Consider the following 20,886-nt stretch of genomic DNA (forward strand, 5'->3'; position numbering starts at 1 on the left):
GGTGAGGAATTTGTATCAATGATTACCATGCTTTTCACAAGAATTATCAAGGCGAATCCGTCCGAGCAACCGGCCAGCCCTGGACATGGATCTCTCGTTTCGGGAATGGAATCTCGATTTGATGGGCGCGCAACGCTTCGAAAATCCGGTTGTTGAGTTCGTGGGTCAGCGGCAGGCGGTTGACCGGCTCTTGCACGAACACCCGAACCTCAAATTCCAGGGCGTTTTCACCCAACTTCAACAACAATACCGCCGGGGCAGGTTCTTTCAGCACCAAGGGATGGGCCGTCACCAGCGCTAGCAACACGTCATGCACCAACAGCGGATCGCTGCTGTGGCTGATTTTTACCGGAATATCGATGCGGGCGATGGAGCCGTTCCGGGTCCAATTGATCAGCACGTTGGTGATGAAGCTCTTGTTGGGGACGATGATTTCCTTACGGTCCCAGTCGATCAAGGTGGTGGCGCGAATGTGGATACGCCGGACGGTGCCGTTCTGCTCGCCGAGCGTCACGTTGTCACCGACCCGGATCGGCCGCTCCAGCAGCAGGATCAAGCCGGAAACGAAATTAGCGAAAATCTCTTGCAGGCCGAAGCCCAGGCCCACGCCGAGCGCCGCCACCAACCATTGCACGCTGCTCCAACTGACGCCGATGATGTTCAGCGCCACCGCCAGACCCGTTCCGACGATCAGATAGCGGGTGATGGTGATGATGGCGTTGCGGTTGCCCGGCTCCACCGTCAATCGCCGCAACACCACCAGCTCCAGCACGCCGGGCAGGTTGTGGGCCATGAAACCGACCAGCAGCAGCAACAGGCCGGCGGCCAGCACGCTGCCCAGCGTGATGTCGGAAAGCTGAGGCCCGGCGGCGGTCTGGACCGTCTGCTGCCACAGCGCGATTTCGTTCAGCACGGAAAACGCCGGAATCAGACTCGCCCAGATATGCCACAGGCCGAACCCCAACGCCACCCAGACCAGCAGATTGATCAGGCCGCGAGTGTGTTCGTCGACGGTGCTGAGATCGAGGTCCGGCAGCTCCAGCAGTTCGGGAGGCGCCACCTCGCCGGAAGGGGCCACCGCTTCCTTGGAGGCGCGGGCCGCCAGTTGCGCTTCTCGCTTGGCGAGCGCCCGCTGCAAGGCCAAGCGGCGCTGGCTGATGTTCGACCAACGCAGGAACAGGCTGACCAGAATCACCAGACCCAACAACAACCAGGCCGTCTGCAACATCAGCGCGCGCAATTGCAACGCGGTGTAGTAATAGCCAGACAATGCCAGCAGCGCCAGCAACAGATAGCTGCCGACGATGAGCCAGAACCATACATAACGCAGCCGCCAAAACAGCGTCCCCTCATATTTGGCCGCCAACGCGCCGATCAGCGGCTGCGTGGGATGCAACACCCGCCACAACAACGCCGCCAAGGCCGACATCCCGGCGCAGAACACCAGCCGCCCCAGACTGTCGCTGTACAGAGGCAGGGTTTGCGCGTCGCACAATTTGACGATCAGCGCGCTGCTCGCTCCGACCCAGACAAACCAGTAAAGATGGCGGCGGGCGTGCTGGCAGCCCGCTTCGCTCCAGCCGAAATGGGCGCTGGCGATGCCCTGGGGACGGCACAGCTGGCGTAAAAAGGTGATGCTGAGCGCGATCAGCGCGCCGGCCATCAGTCCCCGCGCCAGTCCTTGGGAGAATTCGGCGGCGTTGCCGGACCCGTACAGCAGCCACGCCAGCCACGCCATCAGTCCGGGCCAAGGCAGCGACAGCAACAGCGTAACCCCCAAGGCGCGGGCCGTGCGGCCGAAGCTGTCGCGGCGGACATCGCCGATGGCGTCGACGCCCTCAGCCAAGCGCCACACCAGAGCGCGGCGCTGGTACAGCAGGCCCGCCAGCAGCACCGCGCCGACCAGCGCCGGCAAGACGTTGTTTTGCACCCCGCGCCAGAGATTTTGCCCGACTTCCCGCCAGCGGGTCGGACCGGTCAGCCACTCCAACGCCTGCGCCAGAGCGCTCAGCCATTCGATGCCGAGCGTCGGGCTGCTGCGCACCCACAACAGATGCCGGTCCAGCAGCGCGCCGTATACGCCGGCCTGATCGACCAGCTTGCGTTGGGCGTCATCCAGCGCCACCAACCCGGCGATCAGATCGGCGTAACTGCCGCCGAGCTTCTCCAACAGGTCCTGGCGTTGGACCAGCAAAGGCCGCAATTCCGCCACGACCGCCTGACGTTGCGGCTCGGTCCAATCCGGTTCGAATCCGACGGCACCGCTTTTGAGCGCGGCCTCGATGTCGCGTCCCTGACGCAATTCCTCATTGCTGCGATACTGCGCCAAACGCGCCTCGATGATGCGCTGCTGGCGTTCGCTGGCATCGTACTGATAGTGCCTGACATCCGGCAGCGTGCGCCGTTCCTCAAGCAGGATCGGCCCGATGGCGTCGCTGGAGCCCGCGATGTCGAGCTGTTGTCGGCTGCTGACCATCCGCCCGCTCAGTTGCGACAGGCGCTCGTTGACTTGCGTCTGCTCGCGGTTGACGCCATCGCTCTCCGCCACGAGATCCGCCAGCCGGCGGCTGAGCGCGGCGTTGGCGGCGGCGGCGCTTTGCAGCACAGCGGGTTTGGTCGCTACGTCTTGGCGGGTTTGCGCGGTCTGCTGGACGACGGCGTCCGCTTCATCGCGGCGGCGTTCGTTGAGTGCTTCCTGGAGTTGCTGGACCTGAAGTTGAGTCCGCTCCACATCGGCCACGGCCACGGCGCGTCGGGCGTTCAGCAGGGTCAAGCGGACGTCATGGCTCAAGCGTTCCTGCTCCAGCGCGGCGAGTTGCTCGCTCAAGGCGTGGCGCTGGGCGTTGACAAAAACCAGCCGAGCTTCAGCCAGAGCGGGCGGCGTGGCGCTGGCCGCGGCCAGCTTTACCTGGTTGTCCGAATCCGCCATTTGCTGCTGGAAATTGGCGACTTCGACCGGGATTGCCTTGAGGCGGCCCTGCTGGACCGTCAATTGCTCGTCCAAGTCGGCCAACCGCTTGCGGGCCTCACCGGCTTCGGTCTGCGCCGCCGTCAGCCGTTGCGCCAATTCGTTCGGAGCCAGATCCGGCGACGGTGGAGCGGGCGGTTGGTTTCGAGGCTGCTGTTGCAGCTTGGCGATGGCGGCCGGGGCGGATTGCTGGAGCTGTCGCGCGGCGGCGGCGGCCTCGATATAGCGCTTGGCGGCCTGCACTTGGCTCAACGCCTGTTGATAAAGTTCTTTAGCCTGTTTGCGTTCCTCGTCGGACAGGTCGGAACTGGCGGCCAGAACGGCCAGCTTGGCCTGAATCAGATCAGCTGTCGGGCCGCTCGCCACCGCCGTACTTCCCGCGCCCGCGCCCGCCGTCGCTCCAGGGTCGCGAGCGTCTCCCGCGACGGTGGCCGCACCCGCGGCCACGCCGGGCGGGCTCGCCGCCAGCAGCAAAAGCGACAGCGCCAGACCGCCCAGCCAGATTCTCGTCATGACCGCCAGGCCGGGCCAGCCGGCGCGCTACAATAAATAAGCCCTGGAGCCTTCACGTTCGTTGCTTCGCTGTCAATCCAAGCCAGCGGGCGGCCCCCTTCCGACCGATGGGCGTTATAATCTCCGCACTCATAAAAAACGACTGGTTTTAATAACATCATGATAAGACGCGACTTTCTAGTAGGATTAATCCAATTGGCCGCCTTGGGGACGCTACCGGCTTCCGTGCTTGGCGCGACATCCAGCACCGAGAACCCGCAACCCGAAGCCCAGCCCTTCAGTAAGGACTGGCTGCGAGACACCGCCCGACGGCTGGCGAGCGAACCGTATCGGGAGCCCGCCGACGCCCGTCCGCCTTGGCTCGCCGCCATGACCTGGGACGATTATCAAGCCCTCAACAATTTTCGCAACGATCATTCGCTATGGGTCGGCGGCGAACTCCCGTTTCAGGCGCGATTCTTTCATTTGGGCCTTTATTTTCATTACCCGGTCAGCCTATACGAAGTCGCCGGCGGCACGGCGCGACCGATTCACTTCTCGCCGGAGATGTATAAGTACGGCCCCCGGGTCAAGGACAAAATCCCGGAGCAGATCGGCGATCTCGGTTTCGCCGGCTTTCGGGTCAACAGCCGCGCCGACTGGGACCGCGATATGTTTTCCTTCCTCGGCGCCAGCTATTTTCGCGCGGTCGGCGCCAGCAAGCAGTACGGCTTGTCGGCCCGCGGTCTGGCGATCGACACCGGCATGGAGCGGCCGGAGGAATTTCCCGCCTTCCGCGCCTTCTGGCTGGAACGTCCGGCGGCGGACGCAACGGCCTTGACCATTCACACCCTGCTCGACAGCCCGAGCATCACCGGCGCTTACAGTTTCGCGGTGACGCCGGGCGACAGCACGGTGATGGAGGTCGAAACCCATCTGTTCCCGCGCCGTCCCATCGAGCGGCTGGGCATCGCGCCGATGACCTCAATGTTCCAGTGCGGCGAGAACGACCGGCGGATCGCCGATGACTACCGCCCCGAAATCCACGATTCCGACGGGCTGGCGCTGTGGAGCGGCACCGGCGAATGGATCTGGCGACCGATCCTCAACCCGCACTATATCCGCGTCAATTCGTTCGTGGAGGAAAACCCGCGCGGCTTTGGCTTGTTGCAGCGCGACCGGGATTTCAGCCATTACCAGGATGTCGGCGCGTTCTATGACAAACGGCCCTCGCTGTGGGTGGAGCCGCTCGGCGACTGGGGGCGTGGCATGATCCAACTGATCGAGCTGCCGACCGCCGACGAAACGCTCGACAACATCGTGGCCTTCTGGAATCCGGCGCAACCGGCGCAACCGGGTCAGGAAATGGCGTTCAGCTACCGCTTGCACTGGGGGGCGCAACCTCCGGTCCGGCCGACCGTCGCTGAAGTGATCGCCACCCGCACCGGCGGCGGCGGCGTCCCCGGCCAAAAACTCACCGTGCCGCTGCGTAAATTCGTCCTCGATTTTCAGGGCGGCTCGTTGGCCCAACTCCCCAAGACCGCCAAGGTGGATGCCGTGGTCGCCGCCTCGCGCGGCGAAATCAGGGACGCAATAGCCCTTCCACTCCTGGATTCAGGCATTTGGCGCTGCCATTTCGACTTGAATGTCAGCGGTAGCGAACCGGTGGATTTACGGTGTTTCCTGCGTGACGCCACGGAGGCGCTGAGCGAAACCTGGCTCTATCAATGGTCGCCGCCGCCCCCGCGCTGCTGAAGAACCGGCCTGACGGCCCCGGCCTTGCATTCGGTCTTGACGCCCTTCGCCCTCGATCCCAGCCGACGCTGAAAATTGAGGGCGAAGGCGCATTGCGTTGCGCTTGATCCCGACCATAATCGTAGGAGAAAAAAACACCGGACCGTCTGAGAAGACGCTGTTCGGGCGACCTTTCTCCGCGCTGCATCGAAATCGGCGGAAACGTAACGAGTCAAGATCATGGTATTTCGCTTGCTGCAATCGCTGTTTTCGGATGCGTCCGGGCAATCGGGCAAGTTCGACCCTCCTTTGATTCGGGCCGCCATCGAGCGCGTGGTGGAGGGCACCGACCCCCGCTTGCGAATGGCGAGCCACTATCGAAAGAAACTCTGGGAACCGGTCGAACACGCCATCGAATACGTCATCGAATTGGCGGAGGCCCTGCCGCCGCCCATCGAAATCGCCAGCCGCCGCTTCACCAGCGATCCCCGCTTGCGCGCCCTGTTCGCCTCCTCCCAGCACTTGCAGGAAATCCTGAGCTTCGGCCAGGAATTGCAGCAATATCGCAAGCGCGTCAGCCGTGGCTTGCCGGTGGATTTATACGCCTTGTTGCGCGCGGAGCGCACCGAGAAAACCGCGTTGGGCGTGGCGCTGGAAGGCAATATGATCCGGCGCGACGTGGCGCAAATCACCGTTAATTTCCACAACCACCACGTCGCTTTTCCGGCCGGCAGCGAAACCAAGACCCGGCGCGAAATCAAGCGGCGCTCCTTCGATTATTTGATCGAGACCGCCCTCAAGCGGCTGACCTCAACCCGGGTTCAAAAGCAACAGCTCGAACAGCAACAGCGGCTGCTGCTCCAGCAAAAAACCAAATTGTTGAAGGGGCTCAACATCGCGCTGCAACCGTTGTTGGACCCGCAAGCGGCCACCCCGAGCACGCCCGCCGCCATCGACCGGCGGCTGCGCGACATCGAAACCGAGCTGGGGCGGCTGCGCGCCGATTCGGCGACGCTCGACGACCATCTGGCCAAAGTGGCGGCAACCTTGCGCGAACCTGAAAAATACCTGCGGCTGGATCGGGTGTCGATCACCCTGGACCATATGAACATCAGGGTGGAAAAAGGCGCGTTCGATAATGCCAACACCCTGACCTTCGACGATATTTTGTTGGGTAAAAAACGCCGGATCACCACCTTGCTCATCCGTTTTCCCAGCAACGAACTGCTGCCGGAGCGGGACTTTTTCGAGGAAGCCAACCGGATGCTTTACAGCGGCGGCCAGCCCCGGCTCACCACTATTTAACCCGAGGCCAGCCGATGCGCGCGGCGGGTGGTTTCCGGCAACCGATAGCGGGTACAGCACGCCATGACGTAGCCGAGCGCCGTTTCCAAACTGATGCGATGGCCGGATGAAACATACAACGGCTTGACGCCGGGCCGGGTCCGCAACACCGCGCCGATGATCTCTTCGCCGGCGCGCAACGGCGTCCAGGCCCCGCGCTGGTCCGGCGGCTCTTGAAAGGTTCCACACAGCCGGGTTTTGGCTACGCCGATGCTGGGCAGATCCACCAACAGGCCGAGGTGGCTGGCGATGCCCAGCCGGCGCGGATGGGCGATGCCCTGCCCGTCGCACAACAACAAATCCGGCGGCTCGCGCACTTGCGCCAGCGCGTCCAAGACCGCCGGCAGCTCGCGAAACGACAGCAGGCCGGGGATGTAGGGAAATTCGGTCGGCCGCCGCGCGATGGCGCTCTCCAGCACAGCCAGTTCGGGATAGCGCAACACCGCCACCGCCGCGCGGGTCACGGTCCCGCCCGCCTCGAAGCCGACATCCACCCCGGCCACCCGCCGCACCGGCCCCAGCCGGTCACCCAACTCCACGCGCGGCCGCAATTCCCGCTGCAACGCCGCCGCCTCGGCAGGGCTGAGATTCCACGGCTGGGAGAACAGCGCTTGCAAGATTGCGAACGCGGCGGCCGGGTTAGAACTGGTCCCAACGCCGCCGCCGCTGCCAGGACAGGCGCGGGATGACGAGGCCGAGGAACAAACCGCCAAAGGCGACGCCCGCGCCGGCGAGAAACCAATGGCGGGTCGATTGATTGCGCAAGCTTTGGTTCTCCACCTCGAACTGGCGGCGCTGTTCGTGCGCCGTCGCGACCGCCTGCTGCATCTTGCGGTTTTCCTGTTCGATTTCCAGCGTCTGAGAGGCGCTGCGCCGGACCGCCGTCAAGTCCTGACTACAGCGGTTCAAGGTATCGCGGGTAGCGCCCAACGCTTTGGATTCATCCCGCAGGCCGCGGTTTTCGTTTTCCAAGACGACGACGCGCTCTTCAAGCTGGCCCACGCGCTCGCGCGGGATGGGCTGATCCATCAGATAGCGCGTCAGGATCCAGCCGACCGTACCCTCCGGGGATTTAACCTTGGTGTAACCCTTGTCATTGGGTTCTAGCACCTCCAGCGGAGTGCCGCCGGGCACCAGGCGCGCGATCCTGAATTCCAGGGAGGGGCCTTTTTGAATGGGTACCGGTATGGCATCGGTCGCGTAGCGGGTTTCGGCCCGGACGGACCCAAGCCAGGCAGCGCACCCCCATGCAATCAGCCAGAACCATCGGCATTTCATGCAAAGTTTCGTCGAATCGCCCGGCGCGCGTGCGCTGGGCCGCGCGCCAAGGGTCATTTCGCCCCGGCTGGAAAGCTGGCAAAGAGAGTGTTTACAAGAACGATCTTGATTGAGCATCTGCTGAAACACGGGCTTGTGATTCTTATTACGGCGGTGGTCGGACGCCCCGACGCGGCGTCGGGTAACGAGGATACCGGCCGCGCCGCGCCGCTTCAAGCAGAAGGCGCTGACCCGCCGCGCGCGAAACTGGCGGTATCGCGGATTCTTCACGCCGCGCGGGACATCCCAGCGCGCTTTGACATAGAATAGCGCCCCTTCCCGGCAACTCCGATCCCGACAGGATACCTCATGCGGCAACTCAAACTCGGCATTCCCAAGGGCAGCCTGGAAGCCTCCACCATCGCGCTGTTCGCCCAGGCCGGCTGGAGCATCAGCCCTCACAGCCGCAACTATTTCCCCACCGTCAACGACGCCGAAATCGGCTGCGCGCTGGTGCGCTCGCAGGAAATGGCGCCCTATGTCGCCAACGGCACTCTCGACGCCGGTCTCACCGGGTTGGACTGGATCTTGGAAACTGAAGCGGACGTGGTGGAAATCGCCGAGCTGAGTTATTCGAAAAGCTCCGATCAGCCCGCGCGTTGGGTGTTGATCGTCAACGGCAATTCGCCGATCCAGTCGCTGGAAGACTTGGCCGGCAAGCGCATCGCCACCGAACTGGTCGGCTTCACCAAGCGTTATCTGGCCGAGCGCGGCGTCCGGGCCACCGTGGAGTTTTCCTGGGGCGCGACCGAAGCCAAGGTGGTCGAGGGGCTGGTGGACGCGGCGGTGGAAATCACCGAAACCGGCAGCACCATCCGCGCCCACGGTTTGCGCATCGTCTGTGACCTGCTGAACACCACCACCCGCCTGATCGCCAACCGCGCCGCGCTGGCCGACCCTTGGAAAAAGACCAAGATCGAGCAAATCGCCCTGCTCGCCCGCGCCGCGCTGGCCGCCCGCAACAAGGTCGCGCTGAAAATGAACGTGCCGGCATCTCAACTGGAGCGCGTGGTCGGCCTGCTGCCCAGCCTGCAAGCGCCCACGGTCAGCCACCTCTACGACCGCGACTGGCTGGCGCTGGAAACCGTGGTGGACAGCGCCCAAGTCCGCGATCTGATTCCCCGGCTCATCGAAGCGGGCGCCCGAGGCATTTTGGAGCACGGACTTAACAAGATGGTGTGAGAAAATGGGGTGAGGAGTCCCCGGCGCAACGCTGGTCCCGCCGGATGCCGCGCGCGTAACCGCTCCGGCGGCGGACGAACGGCCGCCAGAACGACTTGCCAATTCCCGCCGTCCCATCACCGACAAGTTTTCAATAACGCTTAATTTAAAGAGGCTCAAGCCTGTTTATGGATCGGAACCTGGCGGACGCATTGTCGGCGTCCTTGCAATATCGCTAAACTTTAGCCGATCCCGACTGCCCGCGTCAGATTCGCGTTCTTTCCCAACCCGCATTCTTCGTATGGAGCCTTTCATGACCTTGGAACACACCCTATCCATCATCAAGCCCGATGCCGTCGTTCAAAACATCATCGGCAAGATTTACAGCCGCTTCGAGGATCGCGGGCTGCAAATCGTCGCGGCCAAAATGGTTCACCTCACCCGCCAGCAGGCTGAGGTCTTTTACGCCATCCATAGCGAACGGCCTTTTTACAAGGATCTGATCGACTATATGACTTCCGGCCCGGTCATGGTCCAGGTGCTGGAAGGTGAAAACGCCATCGCGTTGAACCGGGAAATCATGGGCGCCACCGACCCCAAGAAAGCCACTCCTGGCACCATCCGCGCCGATTTCGCCGAAAGCGTCACCCGCAATGCGGTGCACGGCTCCGACGCGCCCGACACCGCCGCTCATGAAATCGCGTTTTTCTTCGGTCAGTTCGACTTGTGCCCGCACCCATTGAACCCTGCCGCCAAATAGCCGCGCCCGTGACCGCCGCCCGTACCAACCTGCTCGATCTGGACCGCCGCGCTCTGGAGGCGTTCTGCGCCTCGTTGGACGAAAAGCCGTTTCGCGCTGTCCAACTCATGAAATGGATTTATCACGAGCGCGTCACCGATTTCGCCGCCATGACCAATCTGAGCAAGGCGCTGCGGCAACGGCTGGCCGGCTGCGCCGAAATCCGCCCGCCCGAGCTGGTGCTCGATCGAGCCTCGCGCGATGGCTCGCACAAATGGTTGGTGCGGCTCGATAGTGGAAATTGCATCGAAACGGTGTTCATCCCCGAGCCGGATCGCGGTACGCTATGCGTGTCCTCGCAAATCGGCTGCCCGTTGGACTGCTCCTTTTGCGCCACCGCCCAGCAAGGCTTCAACCGCAACCTGACCGTCGCCGAAATCATCGGTCAGGTGTGGCAGGCCAGCCGGGCGCTGGGCGATGAGCGCAACGGCAACCGCATCATCACCAACATCGTGCTGATGGGCATGGGCGAACCGCTGCTGAATTTCGACAACGTGGTAAAGGCGACCGACCTGATGCAGGACGATCTCGGCTTTGGCATCTCCAAACGTCGCGTCACGCTGAGCACCGCCGGCGTGGTGCCGGCGCTGTACCGGCTGCGGGAGGTGTCCGAAGTCAGCCTGGCGGTGTCGCTGCACGCGCCCGACGACGCATTGCGCGACCGACTGGTGCCGCTCAACCGCAAGTACCCCATCGCCGAGCTGCTGGCCGCCTGCCGGCATTATATCGCCGACAAGCCGCACCGCCGCATCACCTGGGAATACGTGCTGCTGGACGGTGTCAACGACTCGGAGCAGCACGCCCGCGCGCTGGTCGCACTCCTTGGCGACATCCCGTCCAAGATCAACCTGATCCCGTTCAACCCCTTTCCGGGAACCGCTTACCGCCGGTCCGGGCCGACCGCCATCGCCCGGTTTCACGCGGTATTGATCCAGCATGGGCTGACCGCGATCACCCGCAAGACGCGCGGAGACGACATCGCCGCCGCCTGCGGGCAACTGGCCGGGCAAGTCCAACCTCGGGGCCGCCGGCCGGAACGCCGCTTGACCCGACTCGCCAGTTGAGAAACGCCCGACCATGCGAATCATCACTTCATCGATCGTGCTGGCGCTGAGCGTGCTGCTGGCGGCGTGCGCCAGTACCAAGGACGCCGAATTCAAGGAAAACATCGCCGAGACCAACTTCAAGCTGGGGGTGGGTTACATGCAGTCCGGCCGGCTCGACGTGGCGACCGAAAAGCTGCTCAAAGCAGTTCAATACAACGAAAATTACCCGGAAGCCCACAACGCCCTCGGCGTGCTGTATGAAGAACTGCGCGAGTACGGTCCCGCCGAAACCCATTTCAAGCGGGCGATGGAACTGAAATCCGATTACACGCTGGCCAAGCTCAACTACGCCCGCCTGCTCTGCACGCGCGAGCCGATCCGGACCGCCGAGGGCGAAGCCGAGTTCCAGAAAATCCTCGCCGATCCGGCCAACGCGGGCACCAACGCCGCCGACGCCAACGCCGGCCTCGGAGTGTGCGCCCGCAAGCGCGGCGATCCCGCTCAGGCTGAAATCTGGTTGCGCAAGGCGTTGGAGCAAAACCCCAATAACAGCGTCGCCTTGTACGAAATGGCCGAACTCAGCCAAACGCAAGGAAAAACCTTGCAGGGACGCGCCTTTCTACAACGCTACCACAGCCAGACCCGCGTCACGGCGCAGAGCCTTTGGTTGGGCTTTATGATGGAGTCTGACAAGGAAGGCGACCCTCAACTACGCCGGGAGTACGCTTCGGCCTTATCGTCTCAATTTCCAAATTCCGAAGAAGCCCAGCGTCTGCACGACAAAAGTAAGTGACTTTCTAGAAAACAGTAACGACCCATTTAAAAGACCGCGATGACCATACCTAACGAGCTCACATCCCATCTCACTCCCCCACCCGAACCTGCCGCCGGCGCCGAGTCACTGGGTGCTTGGCTAACGCAGGTCCGGGCCAGCTATAACGCCGAACAGCGCGAGGTCGCCCGCCACCTCGGCCTGAACGCCGCCATCATCGAGGCGCTCGAAAACGACCGCTTCGATCAGCTGGGTCCGCCCGTCTTCGTCCGTGGTTACCTCAGCCGCTACGCTCGGCTGCTGAATCTCCCCGAACAGGCGGTGCTCGACCGCTACCGACGTCAGTCGGGCAGCAGCACGCAGGAACCACCGCCGCTGAAGGTGATGCACCCGGTGCGGCGGCACACCCGAGTACGGGATCTGCGCGGCGTGTTTTACTTGGCGGTGGTCGTGGCCATCGCCTGGGCCGCCATTCAAAATCTCAAAGACCTCGACCCCAGCCGTTTGTTCGGGTGGTGGTCGGACGGTGCGCCCGCCGTCGAGAAACCCGGCGAAAGCGCCTCCAAAACCGCTATCAGCCAGACCCAATACCCGTTTCAGCCCGCACCCGAAGAGGCCATCCCGGCCCCGCCGCCGGCCACCGTCGCCGCGGTCCCCGTCGCCCCGCCGGCGCTCAGATCATCCTCGCCGCCACCGACCAGCCCCGCTCCCGCCGCGATTTCCGCAAGCGCAACTCCGCCGGCGGCCACGACTCCGGCGCTCCCTGCCCCCGCGCCGGAACCCCCGCCCGCGCCTCCGGCAAGCGGGATCGTCTCCACCGCCGCTCCCGGACCGGTCAAAACGGATTCAGAGGCCCCCGCCGGCTCGCTCGGTGAGGCCAAGCTGCTGTTGGAATTCAGCAACGACTGTTGGGTGGAAGTGAAGGACGCCCAAGGCAACGTGCTCGCCAACGGCTTGATGAAAGCCAACAGCACCCGCGCCATCTCGGGCCCGGCACCGTTCAAGGTCACTCTCGGCAACGCTCCCGCGACCCGGATCCTATTGGACGACCGGTTGGTTAATACGGATTTTTACGTACCGCGGCGCGGCACGGTCAGCCGCTTTACCCTGGCGCGCGAGCAGCCCTGACCGCCAGTCTCAGCGCCGACTTCGCTTCATCTGAAGCGATGGCGGCGCTCCGTTTTAACCGCTTAGCAACAACTTTCAGCCCATGACCAAAGCGTTTCAAGCCATTCGCGGCATGAACGATATCCTGCCCGGTGAATCGGCGCTGTGGCAGCGTCTCGAAGCGACCGTGCGCGAGGTGCTCGCCGCTTACGGCTATCAAGAAATCCGTCTGCCGCTGGTCGAAAAGACCGAGCTGTTCGTCCGCTCCATCGGTGAAGTGACCGATATCGTCGGCAAAGAGATGTATACCTTTCCCGACCGCGATGGCAGCGACAGCCTGACCCTGCGTCCCGAAGGGACCGCCGGTTGCGCGCGCGCCTGCATCGAACACGGCCTGCTGCACCACCAAACCCAGCGGCTGTGGTATGCCGGTCCGATGTTTCGCTACGAAAAACCTCAGAAAGGCCGCTATCGCCAGTTCCATCAAGTCGGCGTCGAGGCTTACGGCATGGCCGGTCCCGATATCGACGCCGAGCTGATCTGCCTGTCGGCGCGGCTGTGGCGACGGCTCGGTATCCGCGATGTGGTCCTGCAAATCAACTCGCTCGGCTCCAGCGCCGCCCGCGCGGCCTATCGCGAACGCTTGGTGACGTACTTCACCGCCCGGCGCGCGGAGCTGGACGAGGATAGCCAGCGCCGTTTGAACGCCAATCCCCTGCGGATTCTGGACAGCAAGAATCCGGCGATGCGAGCGCTGATCGCGGACGCGCCGTCGCTGCTCGACCAGCTCGACCCCGAGTCCGAAGCGCATTTTGAGGGGTTGAAGGAACTGCTCGCCGCGGCTGGCGTCGCTTACCAGATCAACCCAAGATTGGTGCGCGGCCTGGATTACTACTGCAAAACCGTGTTTGAATGGGTGACCGACACGTTGGGCGCTCAGGGAACCATCTGCGCCGGCGGCCGCTACGACGGCTTGATCGAACAATTGGGGGGTCAAGCGGTGCCGGGCATCGGCTTTGCGATGGGCTTGGAGCGGCTGATCGCCATGCTCGCCGCCGCCGGCCAACCGACCGTCGAGCCGCCGCACGTCTATCTGATCGTGGCTGGCGCGGCGGCGGAACGGCAGGGCTTGGCGCTGGCCGAACAGTTGCGCGAACAGGTGCCGGCGCTGCGCTTGCAAATGCATTGCGGCGGCGGCGGCTTCAAGGCCCAGTTTCGTCGGGCCGACCACAGCGGCGCCCGGTTTGCCCTGATTCTGGGCGACAACGAGATCGCCAGCCAAACCGTCGCCATCAAAGCGTTGCGCGCCGCCGCCAGCGAACAACTGACTCTCCCGAGGGATCAAGTCACCACCTATTTGCGGGCGGCAACCTTGGAAGAACACCCAACAACCGAACCGGATACCCGAGGATAGCGATCGATGGAGCAATACACCGACGACGAACGCGTCGAAGACCTCAAGCAATGGTGGAAGGAAAACGGCGCCAGTATCATCGCCGGCATCGCGCTCGCGGTGATCGGAATTTTCGGTTGGCAATATTGGACATCTCACCGCAACGCCACGGCCGAGCAAGCCTCCCAAGCCTATGACGCCTTTATCGAGGCGGTGGAAAAACCGGACGCCGACCAGGCCCGGCAGCGCGGGCAGGCGTTGTTGGCCGATTTTCCGAAATCGCCCTACACCGCGCTGGCGATGCTGCGGCTGGCCAAGCTGGCCCTGGAGGACGGCGCTACCGCGGTGGCAAACCAGCGGCTGGAATGGGTCGTCGAAAACGCCAAACTCGACGAGCTCAAGGATGTCGCCCGGCTGCGGCTGGCGCCGGTGTTAGCCGCCGCCGGCCGGCCGGGGGATGCCGAACAACGGCTGGCCCAGGTAACGACCGCCAGCCTGATCGCCGAACGCGAGGAACTGCGCGGCGACCTGGCGCTGGCCGCCAACGATCCCGGCAAGGCGCGAAACGCCTACGCCGCCGCCCTGGCCGCCAGCGGCGGTAGTACGCTCTTGCAGCTCAAGCTCGACAACCTGTCCCCGCCAACCGCCGAGTCGCTGATCGCGGCGCCGGCCGGCCCGCCGCCCGCCGCTCGACCCGCCAACGCTGACGCCCGAACCGACGGCCCTCCGGCCGAGGCCGACACGCCAGCGCCCGCCGCGCAACGGGCTCCAGCGCCACAACCCGAAACAGCGGCCTCCTCGCCTGCTAGCGCTCAGCCCGAACCGACCCAAGCCCTTACCGAACCCGCCGGCGCTGCTGGACCCGCCACCCCTCCGGCACCGGCCGTCGCGCCGCCCGCCGCCGTGCCGGCGCCGGCTCCCGCTGCTCCCGCCACAGGCCAACAACCATGATCCGTCGCGTACTCCCGCTTTTCTTGCTCGTGTTGAGCGCCGGCTGTAGCTGGTTCGGCGGCTGGTTCGGCGGTTCCGACAATACGGTTCCGCCCGCCGCCTTGAAATCCATCACCTCGCCGGTCGGGATACAGCAGCTTTGGGAGACCAAGGTCGGCTCCGGCGCGGAAAATCAATTCATCCGGCTGACGCCCGCGCTGGCGGACGGGCGAATTTATGCGGCCAGCTACGATGGCACGGTCACCGCGCTCGACGCGCTCAGCGGCCAGCGCCTGTGGGAAGTCACCACGAAATTGCCGATCTCAGGCGGGGTCGGCCTGAGCGACAAAGAGCTAGTCTTGGTCGGCACCGACAAAGGCCAAGTCGTCGCCCTGAGACAGGACGACGGCCAGGAAGTCTGGAGGGCCACGGTTTCCAGCGAGGTGCTGGCGCCGCCGCGCGCGGCCAGGGGCACCGTCGTGGTCCGCACCAGCGACGGCAAATTCACCGGTCTGGACGCCCGCTCCGGGGACCGGCGCTGGGTTTCCGCGCACGCCCTGCCCGCCCTCAGCCTGCGCGGCAATTCCGCGCCCGTCATCGTTCAGAATCTGGTCGTCGCCGGCCTGGAGACCGGTAAGCTGCTCGTCATGTCGCTCGATAAGGGGCTGCCGCTGACTGAAAAGACCGTTTCTCCACCGCAAGGCCGCACCGAAATCGAGCGGTTGATCGATATTGATTCCGAGCCGAAAGTCTTCGGCGATACCCTTTATTTGGTGGCTTATCGCGGCAGCGTTGCCGCCATCGACATGCGCGGCGGCAACCCGGTCTGGAACCGGGCGCTGTCCAGCTATGCTGGCCTTGATGTGGACGCCCAACACGTCTATGTCAGCGACGATGCCGATGCGGTGCTGGCGCTGGACCGGCGCGACGGCGGCACGCTTTGGAATCAGAACGAACTGAGCGGACGCCGGTTGACCGCCCCGGCCGCCAGCGACGATTACCTCGTGGTCGGCGACTTCGAAGGGTACCTGCATTGGCTGGACAAGAACGACGGACGCATCGTCGGGCGGATTCGCGCCGCCGGCAAAGCCATCATCGCACCCCCCCTCACGGCCGGAAACACGATCTTCGTCTACGGCAAGAACGGCGCGCTAGGTGCTTTTCGGGCCGGGGGCTGAACGGTTCCCGGCGAGCCCAACTCCTGCCGGTCTTGCCGCCGTGGCCGATCTCATCTTGCGCATCGCCGTTCCTTCGCCGCTTTATCGAACCTTCGATTATTTACCTCCACCACAGTGTGATCCGACCACCCTCCAGCCTGGGGTTCGGGTGCGGATTCCGTTCGGACGCCGGCACGTCGTCGGATTTTTAATCGAGACCGGCAACAGTTCCGAGATGCCCGCCGACACGCTGCGGCCGGCCCAGCGGGTGCTTGACGAAGCGCCGGTACTCTCCGCCGAAGCACTGGCGTTGTTGCATTGGGCGCGCCGCTATTACCACCATCCGCCCGGCGAAGTGCTCGCCACCGCCTTGCCGGTATTACTGCGTCAAGGCGAGCCGGCGCTGTCGCCGGCACCCCCCCCGCAATGGCGGATCAGCGGCGCCGGGCGCGCCGCGCTCGCCACCGCGGCGCGCCTGCGGCGCGCCCCCGTCCAGCGGCGGCTACTGGAGCATCTGGCAAGCTGTTCCGCCGGGGTTACCACCGAAGCCCTACGCGCCGTCGCACGGGATAGCGCCGCCCTTTTGCGGGCGCTGCACGAAAAAGGCTGGGTGGAATCCCTCACACCCTCCGCAGCGCTGGGTGCGCCGGCTGCGCCGGCGCTTGGCTCGCCGCCGACCCTGAACGACGCTCAAGCGGCGGCGGTCGCGGCGGTCCTGGCGGAGCTGGAGCAATTTCAGGTCTTTCTGCTGGAAGGCATTACCGGCAGCGGCAAAACCGAGGTTTATCTGCGCCTGATCGAAGCGGTGCTGGAATGCGGCCGGCAAACGCTGGTGCTGGTGCCGGAAATCGGCCTGACTCCCCAGTTGCTGGAGCGCTTCCGGGAGCGGTTGCCGGGACCGCTGGCGGTGCTGCATTCCGGTTTGAGCGACCGGGAACGGCTCAACGCCTGGCTGCTGGCGCGCGACGGCACCGCCAAAGTGGTGGTCGGCACCCGCTCGGCGGTGTTCGTACCGTTGCGCGCGCCGGGCCTGATCATCGTCGACGAAGAACACGATTCCTCCTTCAAGCAACAGGAGGGGTTCCGCTACCACGCCCGCGATCTGGCGGTGATTCGGGGCCGGCAACTGGGCATTCCGGTCATGTTGGGTTCCGCCACGCCGGCGCTGGAAAGCCGCCACAACGCCCAGCGCGGCCGCTACCGGCTGCTGAGCCTGCCCGAACGGGTCGGCGGCGGCAGCGAGCCGCCGATCGACATTCTGGACCTGCGCCGCCAGCCGCTGGCCGAAGGGCTGTCGCGCCCGCTGTTGGAACGCATTCGACTCCATCTCGATCGCGACGAACAAGTGTTGCTGTTTCTCAACCGGCGCGGCTTTGCGCCGGTGTTGTTCTGTCATGAATGCGGTTGGTTGAGCCAGTGCCAGCACTGCGACGCCCGCATGACCCTGCACCTGCGCCGCAACCGCCTGATCTGCCACCATTGCGGCGATCAGCGGGCGGTGGATGCGCTCTGTCCGCTGTGCGGTAGCCTGGATCTGCGCCCGCTCGGCCAGGGGACCGAACGTCTGGAAAGCGTGCTGCGGCGCGAGTTTCCCGAGACCGCCGTCACCCGCATCGACCGCGATAGCACCCGCCGGCGCGGCAGCCTGCAAACCTTGCTCGCGGTCATTCAAAGCGGCGGACGCCGCCTGCTGATCGGGACGCAGATGCTGGCCAAGGGCCACCACTTTCCCGACGTGACGCTGGTCGGCATCGTGGACGCCGATCAAGGGCTTTACGGCGTCGATTTCCGCGCCAGCGAGCGGATGGCGCAACTGATTCTTCAGGTCGCCGGGCGGGCCGGGCGGGCCGACAAACCGGGCACGGTCCTCATCCAAACCCATCAACCCGACCATCCGTTATTGCGGGTTTTAGTGTCGCAAGGCTACCCGGCTTTCGCGACGGCGGCGCTGGCGGAGCGGCAAGCCGCGCTGCTGCCGCCCTTCGCCCACCAGGCTTTGCTGCGGGCCGAAGCCACCACCGCCGAACAGGCCACGGCTTTTCTACGGATCGGACTGGCGCTGGCGGAACCGATCGCCGAGGACGTCGAATTGCTGGGGCCGGCCCCCGCGCCGATGGAGCGCCGCGCCGGCCGCTATCGCGCCCAGCTTTTGGTGCAGGCCGCGCAGCGCCAGCCGCTCCACCGCTTCCTGGAGCGGTGGGTTCCCTTATTGTGGGCGGAGCGCGGCGAACGCAGCGTCCGCTGGTCGCTGGATGTCGACCCCATAGAGCTCTATTGACGCTGCTCTGGCGGGTTCCAGGCGTCGTCAGCGGCCCCTTCCGCGCTTGGCCGCCGAAAAACGCACGCCTTGGTAAGTGGCTGCAAAAAATTTCAAGCGATTGAAAAAATAACTAAATCGCACAACCTTTACTTGACCGAGAATGCTACTACACTTTTTGGGTGCATGTGCGTTTTGGCACAGCCGAGCAACCACTGAAGGACGCGACGGAATCGAGCGTTCCGAGTCACCACCCCGGACCCCTGCTTCGCCAGCGCCACCGCAAGCGGCGATCCGGTCGCGCTCCCACCCCCATTCACCCTTGTTCTTGGAAACCCACAATGCAACAAGATCTAGTACACGCCATAAAAAGCAATCCCAAATATCACGAGCTGCTCTCGAAACGTAAAGCGTTTGCCTGGATGCTGGCCTTCGTCATGCTGGTGATCTATTACGGCTTCATCCTGATCGTCGCTTTCAACAAAGAGTTCCTCGGCCAACCGCTGTCGCCCGGCTCCATCACCACGGTCGGAATTCCAGTCGGCTTGGGCGTCATCATCAGCGCCTTCGTGCTCACCGGCATCTACGTGTTCCGCGCCAACTCGGAATTCGACCGGCTGACCCGCGAAATCAAGGAGGAAGTGCTATGAAATTTTGGAAAAATGCCAGTGCGATCTTGGCGCTGAGCCTTGTCGCCGGCGCGGCGCTGGCCGCCGGCGATGTGGGCGAAGTCAAAAAACAAGCGGTCAATGTCACCGCCATCATCATGTTCCTGATCTTTGTCGGCGCCACCCTGGGCATCACCTATTGGGCGGCGCAGCGCACCAAGACCGCCAAGGACTTCTACGCCGCCGGCGGCGGCATCACCGGCTTCCAGAACGGCTTGGCGATCGCGGGCGATTACATGTCCGCCGCCTCGTTCCTGGGCATTTCCGGGCTGGTGTTCATCAACGGCTACGACGGCTTGATCTACTCGGTGGGCTGGCTGGTCGGCTGGCCGATCATCATGTTCCTGATGGCCGAACAGCTGCGCAACCTCGGCAAGTACACCTACGCCGACGTAGTGTCCTACCGCTTCCAGCGGGTACCGATGCGCACCATGGCCGCCACCGGTTCGCTGGTGGTGGTGATCCTCTACTTGATCGGCCAAATGGTCGGCGCCGGCAAGCTGATTCAGGTGCTGTTCGGACTGGATTACACCTACGCGGTGATCATCGTCGGCATCTTGATCGTTCTCTATGTCACGTTCGGCGGGATGCTCGCAACGACTTGGGTGCAGATCATCAAGGCCTGTCTGCTGTTGGGCGGCGCGACGATCATCGCCTTCGGGGCGCTCTACGTCGCCACCGCCGGTTCCATGAGCCCGGAAGCGCTGTTCCGCCGAGCGACCGAAATCCACGCCAAAAAAGACGCCCTGATGCGACCTGGGGTGTTGGTCACCAGCGCCACCGAAGCCATTTCGCTCGGTCTGGCGTTGATGTTCGGCACCGCCGGCTTGCCCCATATCTTGATGCGGTTCTTCACCGTACCCAACGCCACCGAAGCCCGCAAATCGGTGTTCTACGCCACCGGTTTCATCGGCTATTTCTACATCCTGACCTTCCTGATCGGCTTTGGCGCCATCGTGCTGCTGATGCCGGCGGATTCCGGCTTCATGGTGACGAATGCCAAGGGCGTGCTGGAACTGAAAGGCGGCCAGAACATGGCGGCGGTCAATCTGGCGGCGGCGGTGGGCGGCAACTTTCTGCTGGGCTTCATCTCGGCGGTCGCTTTCGCCACCATTCTGGCGGTAGTGTCCGGGCTGACCTTGGCCGGCGCCTCGGCGATCTCGCACGACCTGTACGCCAACGTGTTCGCGCACGGCAATGTCAACGAGCAGCAAGAAGTCCGGGTATCGAAGATGGCCACGCTGGTGTTGGGCATCATCGCCATTCTGTTGGGCATCGCCTTCGAGCAGCAAAACGTCGCCTACATGGTCGGCCTGACCTTCGCGGTGGCGGCCAGCGCTAACTTCCCGATCCTGATTGCCTCGATCTTCTGGTCGAAGATGACCACCAAGGGCGCGCTGCTGGGCGGCTGGCTGGGTCTGATCAGCTCCACGCTGTTCGTGATTCTGGGGCCGACGGTGTGGACCGACGTGCTCAAGCTGGGCGATCCGATCTTCCCGCTCAAAAATCCGGCGCTGTTCTCGATGGCGATCTCGTTCCTGGGAATCTGGCTCGGCTCGATCATGGACAACAGCGAAAACGCCCGGCAGGAACGCGCGGCTTTCGAGGCGCAGGATGTCCGCTGTCAGACCGGCATAGGCGCCGAGGGCGCGTCCGGCCACTGACCGACTTGAGCCGACGGGCGCGGCTTCGAAAGCGCCAAACGCCCGCCGGCTGCAAATCTGCTAAGATGAACCCCCTT

The 20,886-nt window shown here is 64.1% G+C and carries 17 protein-coding genes; 14 read left to right on the top strand and 3 right to left on the bottom strand.

From position 1 onward, the window contains the following. Positions 1-46: 46 nt before the first annotated feature. On the bottom strand, positions 47-3,481 hold the full coding sequence (locus tag IPK09_08705) for a mechanosensitive ion channel (GenBank protein MBK7983695.1): 3,435 nt from the start codon (positions 3,479-3,481) through the stop codon (positions 47-49). A 159-nt stretch (positions 3,482-3,640) separates the two neighbouring features. On the opposite strand from IPK09_08705, the gene IPK09_08710 reads away from it, so the two are divergent. Both IPK09_08710 and IPK09_08715 read left to right on the top strand, forming a co-directional pair. Further along, complete coding sequence (locus tag IPK09_08710; protein MBK7983696.1) at positions 3,641-5,215, top strand: glucan biosynthesis protein D; 1,575 nt, start codon at positions 3,641-3,643, stop codon at positions 5,213-5,215. 219 nt (positions 5,216-5,434) lie between these two features. Next, positions 5,435-6,499 (top strand): hypothetical protein, encoded by a 1,065-nt coding sequence (locus tag IPK09_08715; GenBank protein MBK7983697.1) that lies wholly within the window; start codon positions 5,435-5,437, stop codon positions 6,497-6,499. On the opposite strand, the gene nfi is transcribed toward IPK09_08715, so the two are convergent. Next, the gene (gene nfi / locus IPK09_08720; GenBank protein ID MBK7983698.1) at positions 6,496-7,146 is read right to left on the bottom strand and encodes a deoxyribonuclease V; all 651 of its coding nucleotides are present in this window, start codon (positions 7,144-7,146) and stop codon (positions 6,496-6,498) included. The two genes, IPK09_08715 and nfi, sit on opposite strands and share 4 nt — an antisense overlap. Before the next feature lie 31 nt (positions 7,147-7,177). Beyond that, on the bottom strand, positions 7,178-7,816 hold the full coding sequence (locus IPK09_08725; protein MBK7983699.1) for a TIGR04211 family SH3 domain-containing protein: 639 nt from the start codon (positions 7,814-7,816) through the stop codon (positions 7,178-7,180). A 105-nt stretch (positions 7,817-7,921) separates the two neighbouring features. On the opposite strand from IPK09_08725, the gene IPK09_08730 reads away from it, so the two are divergent. The 12 genes from IPK09_08730 (at position 7,922) to IPK09_08785 (ending at position 20,809) form a co-directional block, all read left to right on the top strand. Further along, complete coding sequence (locus tag IPK09_08730; GenBank protein ID MBK7983700.1) at positions 7,922-8,125, top strand: hypothetical protein; 204 nt, start codon at positions 7,922-7,924, stop codon at positions 8,123-8,125. Between the two features lie 39 nt (positions 8,126-8,164). After that, positions 8,165-9,037, top strand: a complete 873-nt coding sequence (locus tag IPK09_08735) for an ATP phosphoribosyltransferase (GenBank protein ID MBK7983701.1) — start codon at positions 8,165-8,167, stop codon at positions 9,035-9,037. Between the two features lie 292 nt (positions 9,038-9,329). Beyond that, on the top strand, positions 9,330-9,776 hold the full coding sequence (gene ndk / locus IPK09_08740; GenBank protein ID MBK7983702.1) for a nucleoside-diphosphate kinase: 447 nt from the start codon (positions 9,330-9,332) through the stop codon (positions 9,774-9,776). Between the two features lie 8 nt (positions 9,777-9,784). Further along, a complete protein-coding gene (gene rlmN / locus IPK09_08745) occupies positions 9,785-10,879 on the top strand; it encodes a 23S rRNA (adenine(2503)-C(2))-methyltransferase RlmN (GenBank protein MBK7983703.1) in 1,095 nt (364 codons plus the stop codon). Between the two features lie 13 nt (positions 10,880-10,892). Beyond that, positions 10,893-11,654 carry a type IV pilus biogenesis/stability protein PilW gene (gene pilW / locus IPK09_08750; protein ID MBK7983704.1) on the top strand — a complete coding sequence of 254 codons (762 nt, stop codon included), beginning with the start codon at positions 10,893-10,895 and terminating at the stop codon, positions 11,652-11,654. Between the two features lie 39 nt (positions 11,655-11,693). Further along, entirely contained in the window at positions 11,694-12,761 is a 1,068-nt protein-coding gene (locus tag IPK09_08755) for a helix-turn-helix domain-containing protein (GenBank protein MBK7983705.1), read from the top strand. 82 nt (positions 12,762-12,843) lie between these two features. Further along, the gene (gene hisS, locus IPK09_08760; GenBank protein ID MBK7983706.1) at positions 12,844-14,154 is read left to right on the top strand and encodes a histidine--tRNA ligase; all 1,311 of its coding nucleotides are present in this window, start codon (positions 12,844-12,846) and stop codon (positions 14,152-14,154) included. Positions 14,155-14,160: 6 nt separating this feature from the next. Then, a complete protein-coding gene (locus IPK09_08765; protein MBK7983707.1) occupies positions 14,161-15,084 on the top strand; it encodes a tetratricopeptide repeat protein in 924 nt (307 codons plus the stop codon). After that, on the top strand, positions 15,081-16,241 hold the full coding sequence (gene bamB, locus IPK09_08770; protein ID MBK7983708.1) for an outer membrane protein assembly factor BamB: 1,161 nt from the start codon (positions 15,081-15,083) through the stop codon (positions 16,239-16,241). The genes IPK09_08765 and bamB overlap by 4 nt, the downstream gene beginning before the upstream one ends. 40 nt (positions 16,242-16,281) lie before the next feature. After that, complete coding sequence (locus tag IPK09_08775; GenBank protein MBK7983709.1) at positions 16,282-18,498, top strand: primosomal protein N'; 2,217 nt, start codon at positions 16,282-16,284, stop codon at positions 18,496-18,498. 320 nt (positions 18,499-18,818) lie between these two features. Then, complete coding sequence (locus IPK09_08780) at positions 18,819-19,127, top strand: DUF485 domain-containing protein (GenBank protein MBK7983710.1); 309 nt, start codon at positions 18,819-18,821, stop codon at positions 19,125-19,127. After that, a complete protein-coding gene (locus IPK09_08785) occupies positions 19,124-20,809 on the top strand; it encodes a cation acetate symporter (protein ID MBK7983711.1) in 1,686 nt (561 codons plus the stop codon). Before IPK09_08780 ends, IPK09_08785 begins: the two co-directional genes overlap by 4 nt. The last annotated feature ends 77 nt before the right edge of the window (positions 20,810-20,886 follow it).

Source organism: Candidatus Competibacteraceae bacterium (genome assembly GCA_016713505.1).
Taxonomy (GTDB): Bacteria; Pseudomonadota; Gammaproteobacteria; order Competibacterales; family Competibacteraceae; genus Competibacter_A.

Bases quoted from the DNA above. Each gene is read 5' to 3' on its own strand.
- IPK09_08705 (MBK7983695.1), bottom strand. From the start codon at position 3,481: ATGACGAGAATCTGGCTGGGCGGTCTGGCGCTGTCGCTTTTGCTGCTG.
- IPK09_08710 (MBK7983696.1), top strand. From the start codon at position 3,641: ATGATAAGACGCGACTTTCTAGTAGGATTAATCCAATTGGCCGCCTTG.
- IPK09_08715 (MBK7983697.1), top strand. From the start codon at position 5,435: ATGGTATTTCGCTTGCTGCAATCGCTGTTTTCGGATGCGTCCGGGCAA.
- IPK09_08725 (MBK7983699.1), bottom strand. From the start codon at position 7,816: ATGAAATGCCGATGGTTCTGGCTGATTGCATGGGGGTGCGCTGCCTGG.
- IPK09_08735 (MBK7983701.1), top strand. From the start codon at position 8,165: ATGCGGCAACTCAAACTCGGCATTCCCAAGGGCAGCCTGGAAGCCTCC.
- ndk (MBK7983702.1), top strand. From the start codon at position 9,330: ATGACCTTGGAACACACCCTATCCATCATCAAGCCCGATGCCGTCGTT.
- pilW (MBK7983704.1), top strand. From the start codon at position 10,893: ATGCGAATCATCACTTCATCGATCGTGCTGGCGCTGAGCGTGCTGCTG.
- IPK09_08755 (MBK7983705.1), top strand. From the start codon at position 11,694: ATGACCATACCTAACGAGCTCACATCCCATCTCACTCCCCCACCCGAA.
- hisS (MBK7983706.1), top strand. From the start codon at position 12,844: ATGACCAAAGCGTTTCAAGCCATTCGCGGCATGAACGATATCCTGCCC.
- IPK09_08765 (MBK7983707.1), top strand. From the start codon at position 14,161: ATGGAGCAATACACCGACGACGAACGCGTCGAAGACCTCAAGCAATGG.
- bamB (MBK7983708.1), top strand. From the start codon at position 15,081: ATGATCCGTCGCGTACTCCCGCTTTTCTTGCTCGTGTTGAGCGCCGGC.
- IPK09_08780 (MBK7983710.1), top strand. From the start codon at position 18,819: ATGCAACAAGATCTAGTACACGCCATAAAAAGCAATCCCAAATATCAC.
- IPK09_08785 (MBK7983711.1), top strand. From the start codon at position 19,124: ATGAAATTTTGGAAAAATGCCAGTGCGATCTTGGCGCTGAGCCTTGTC.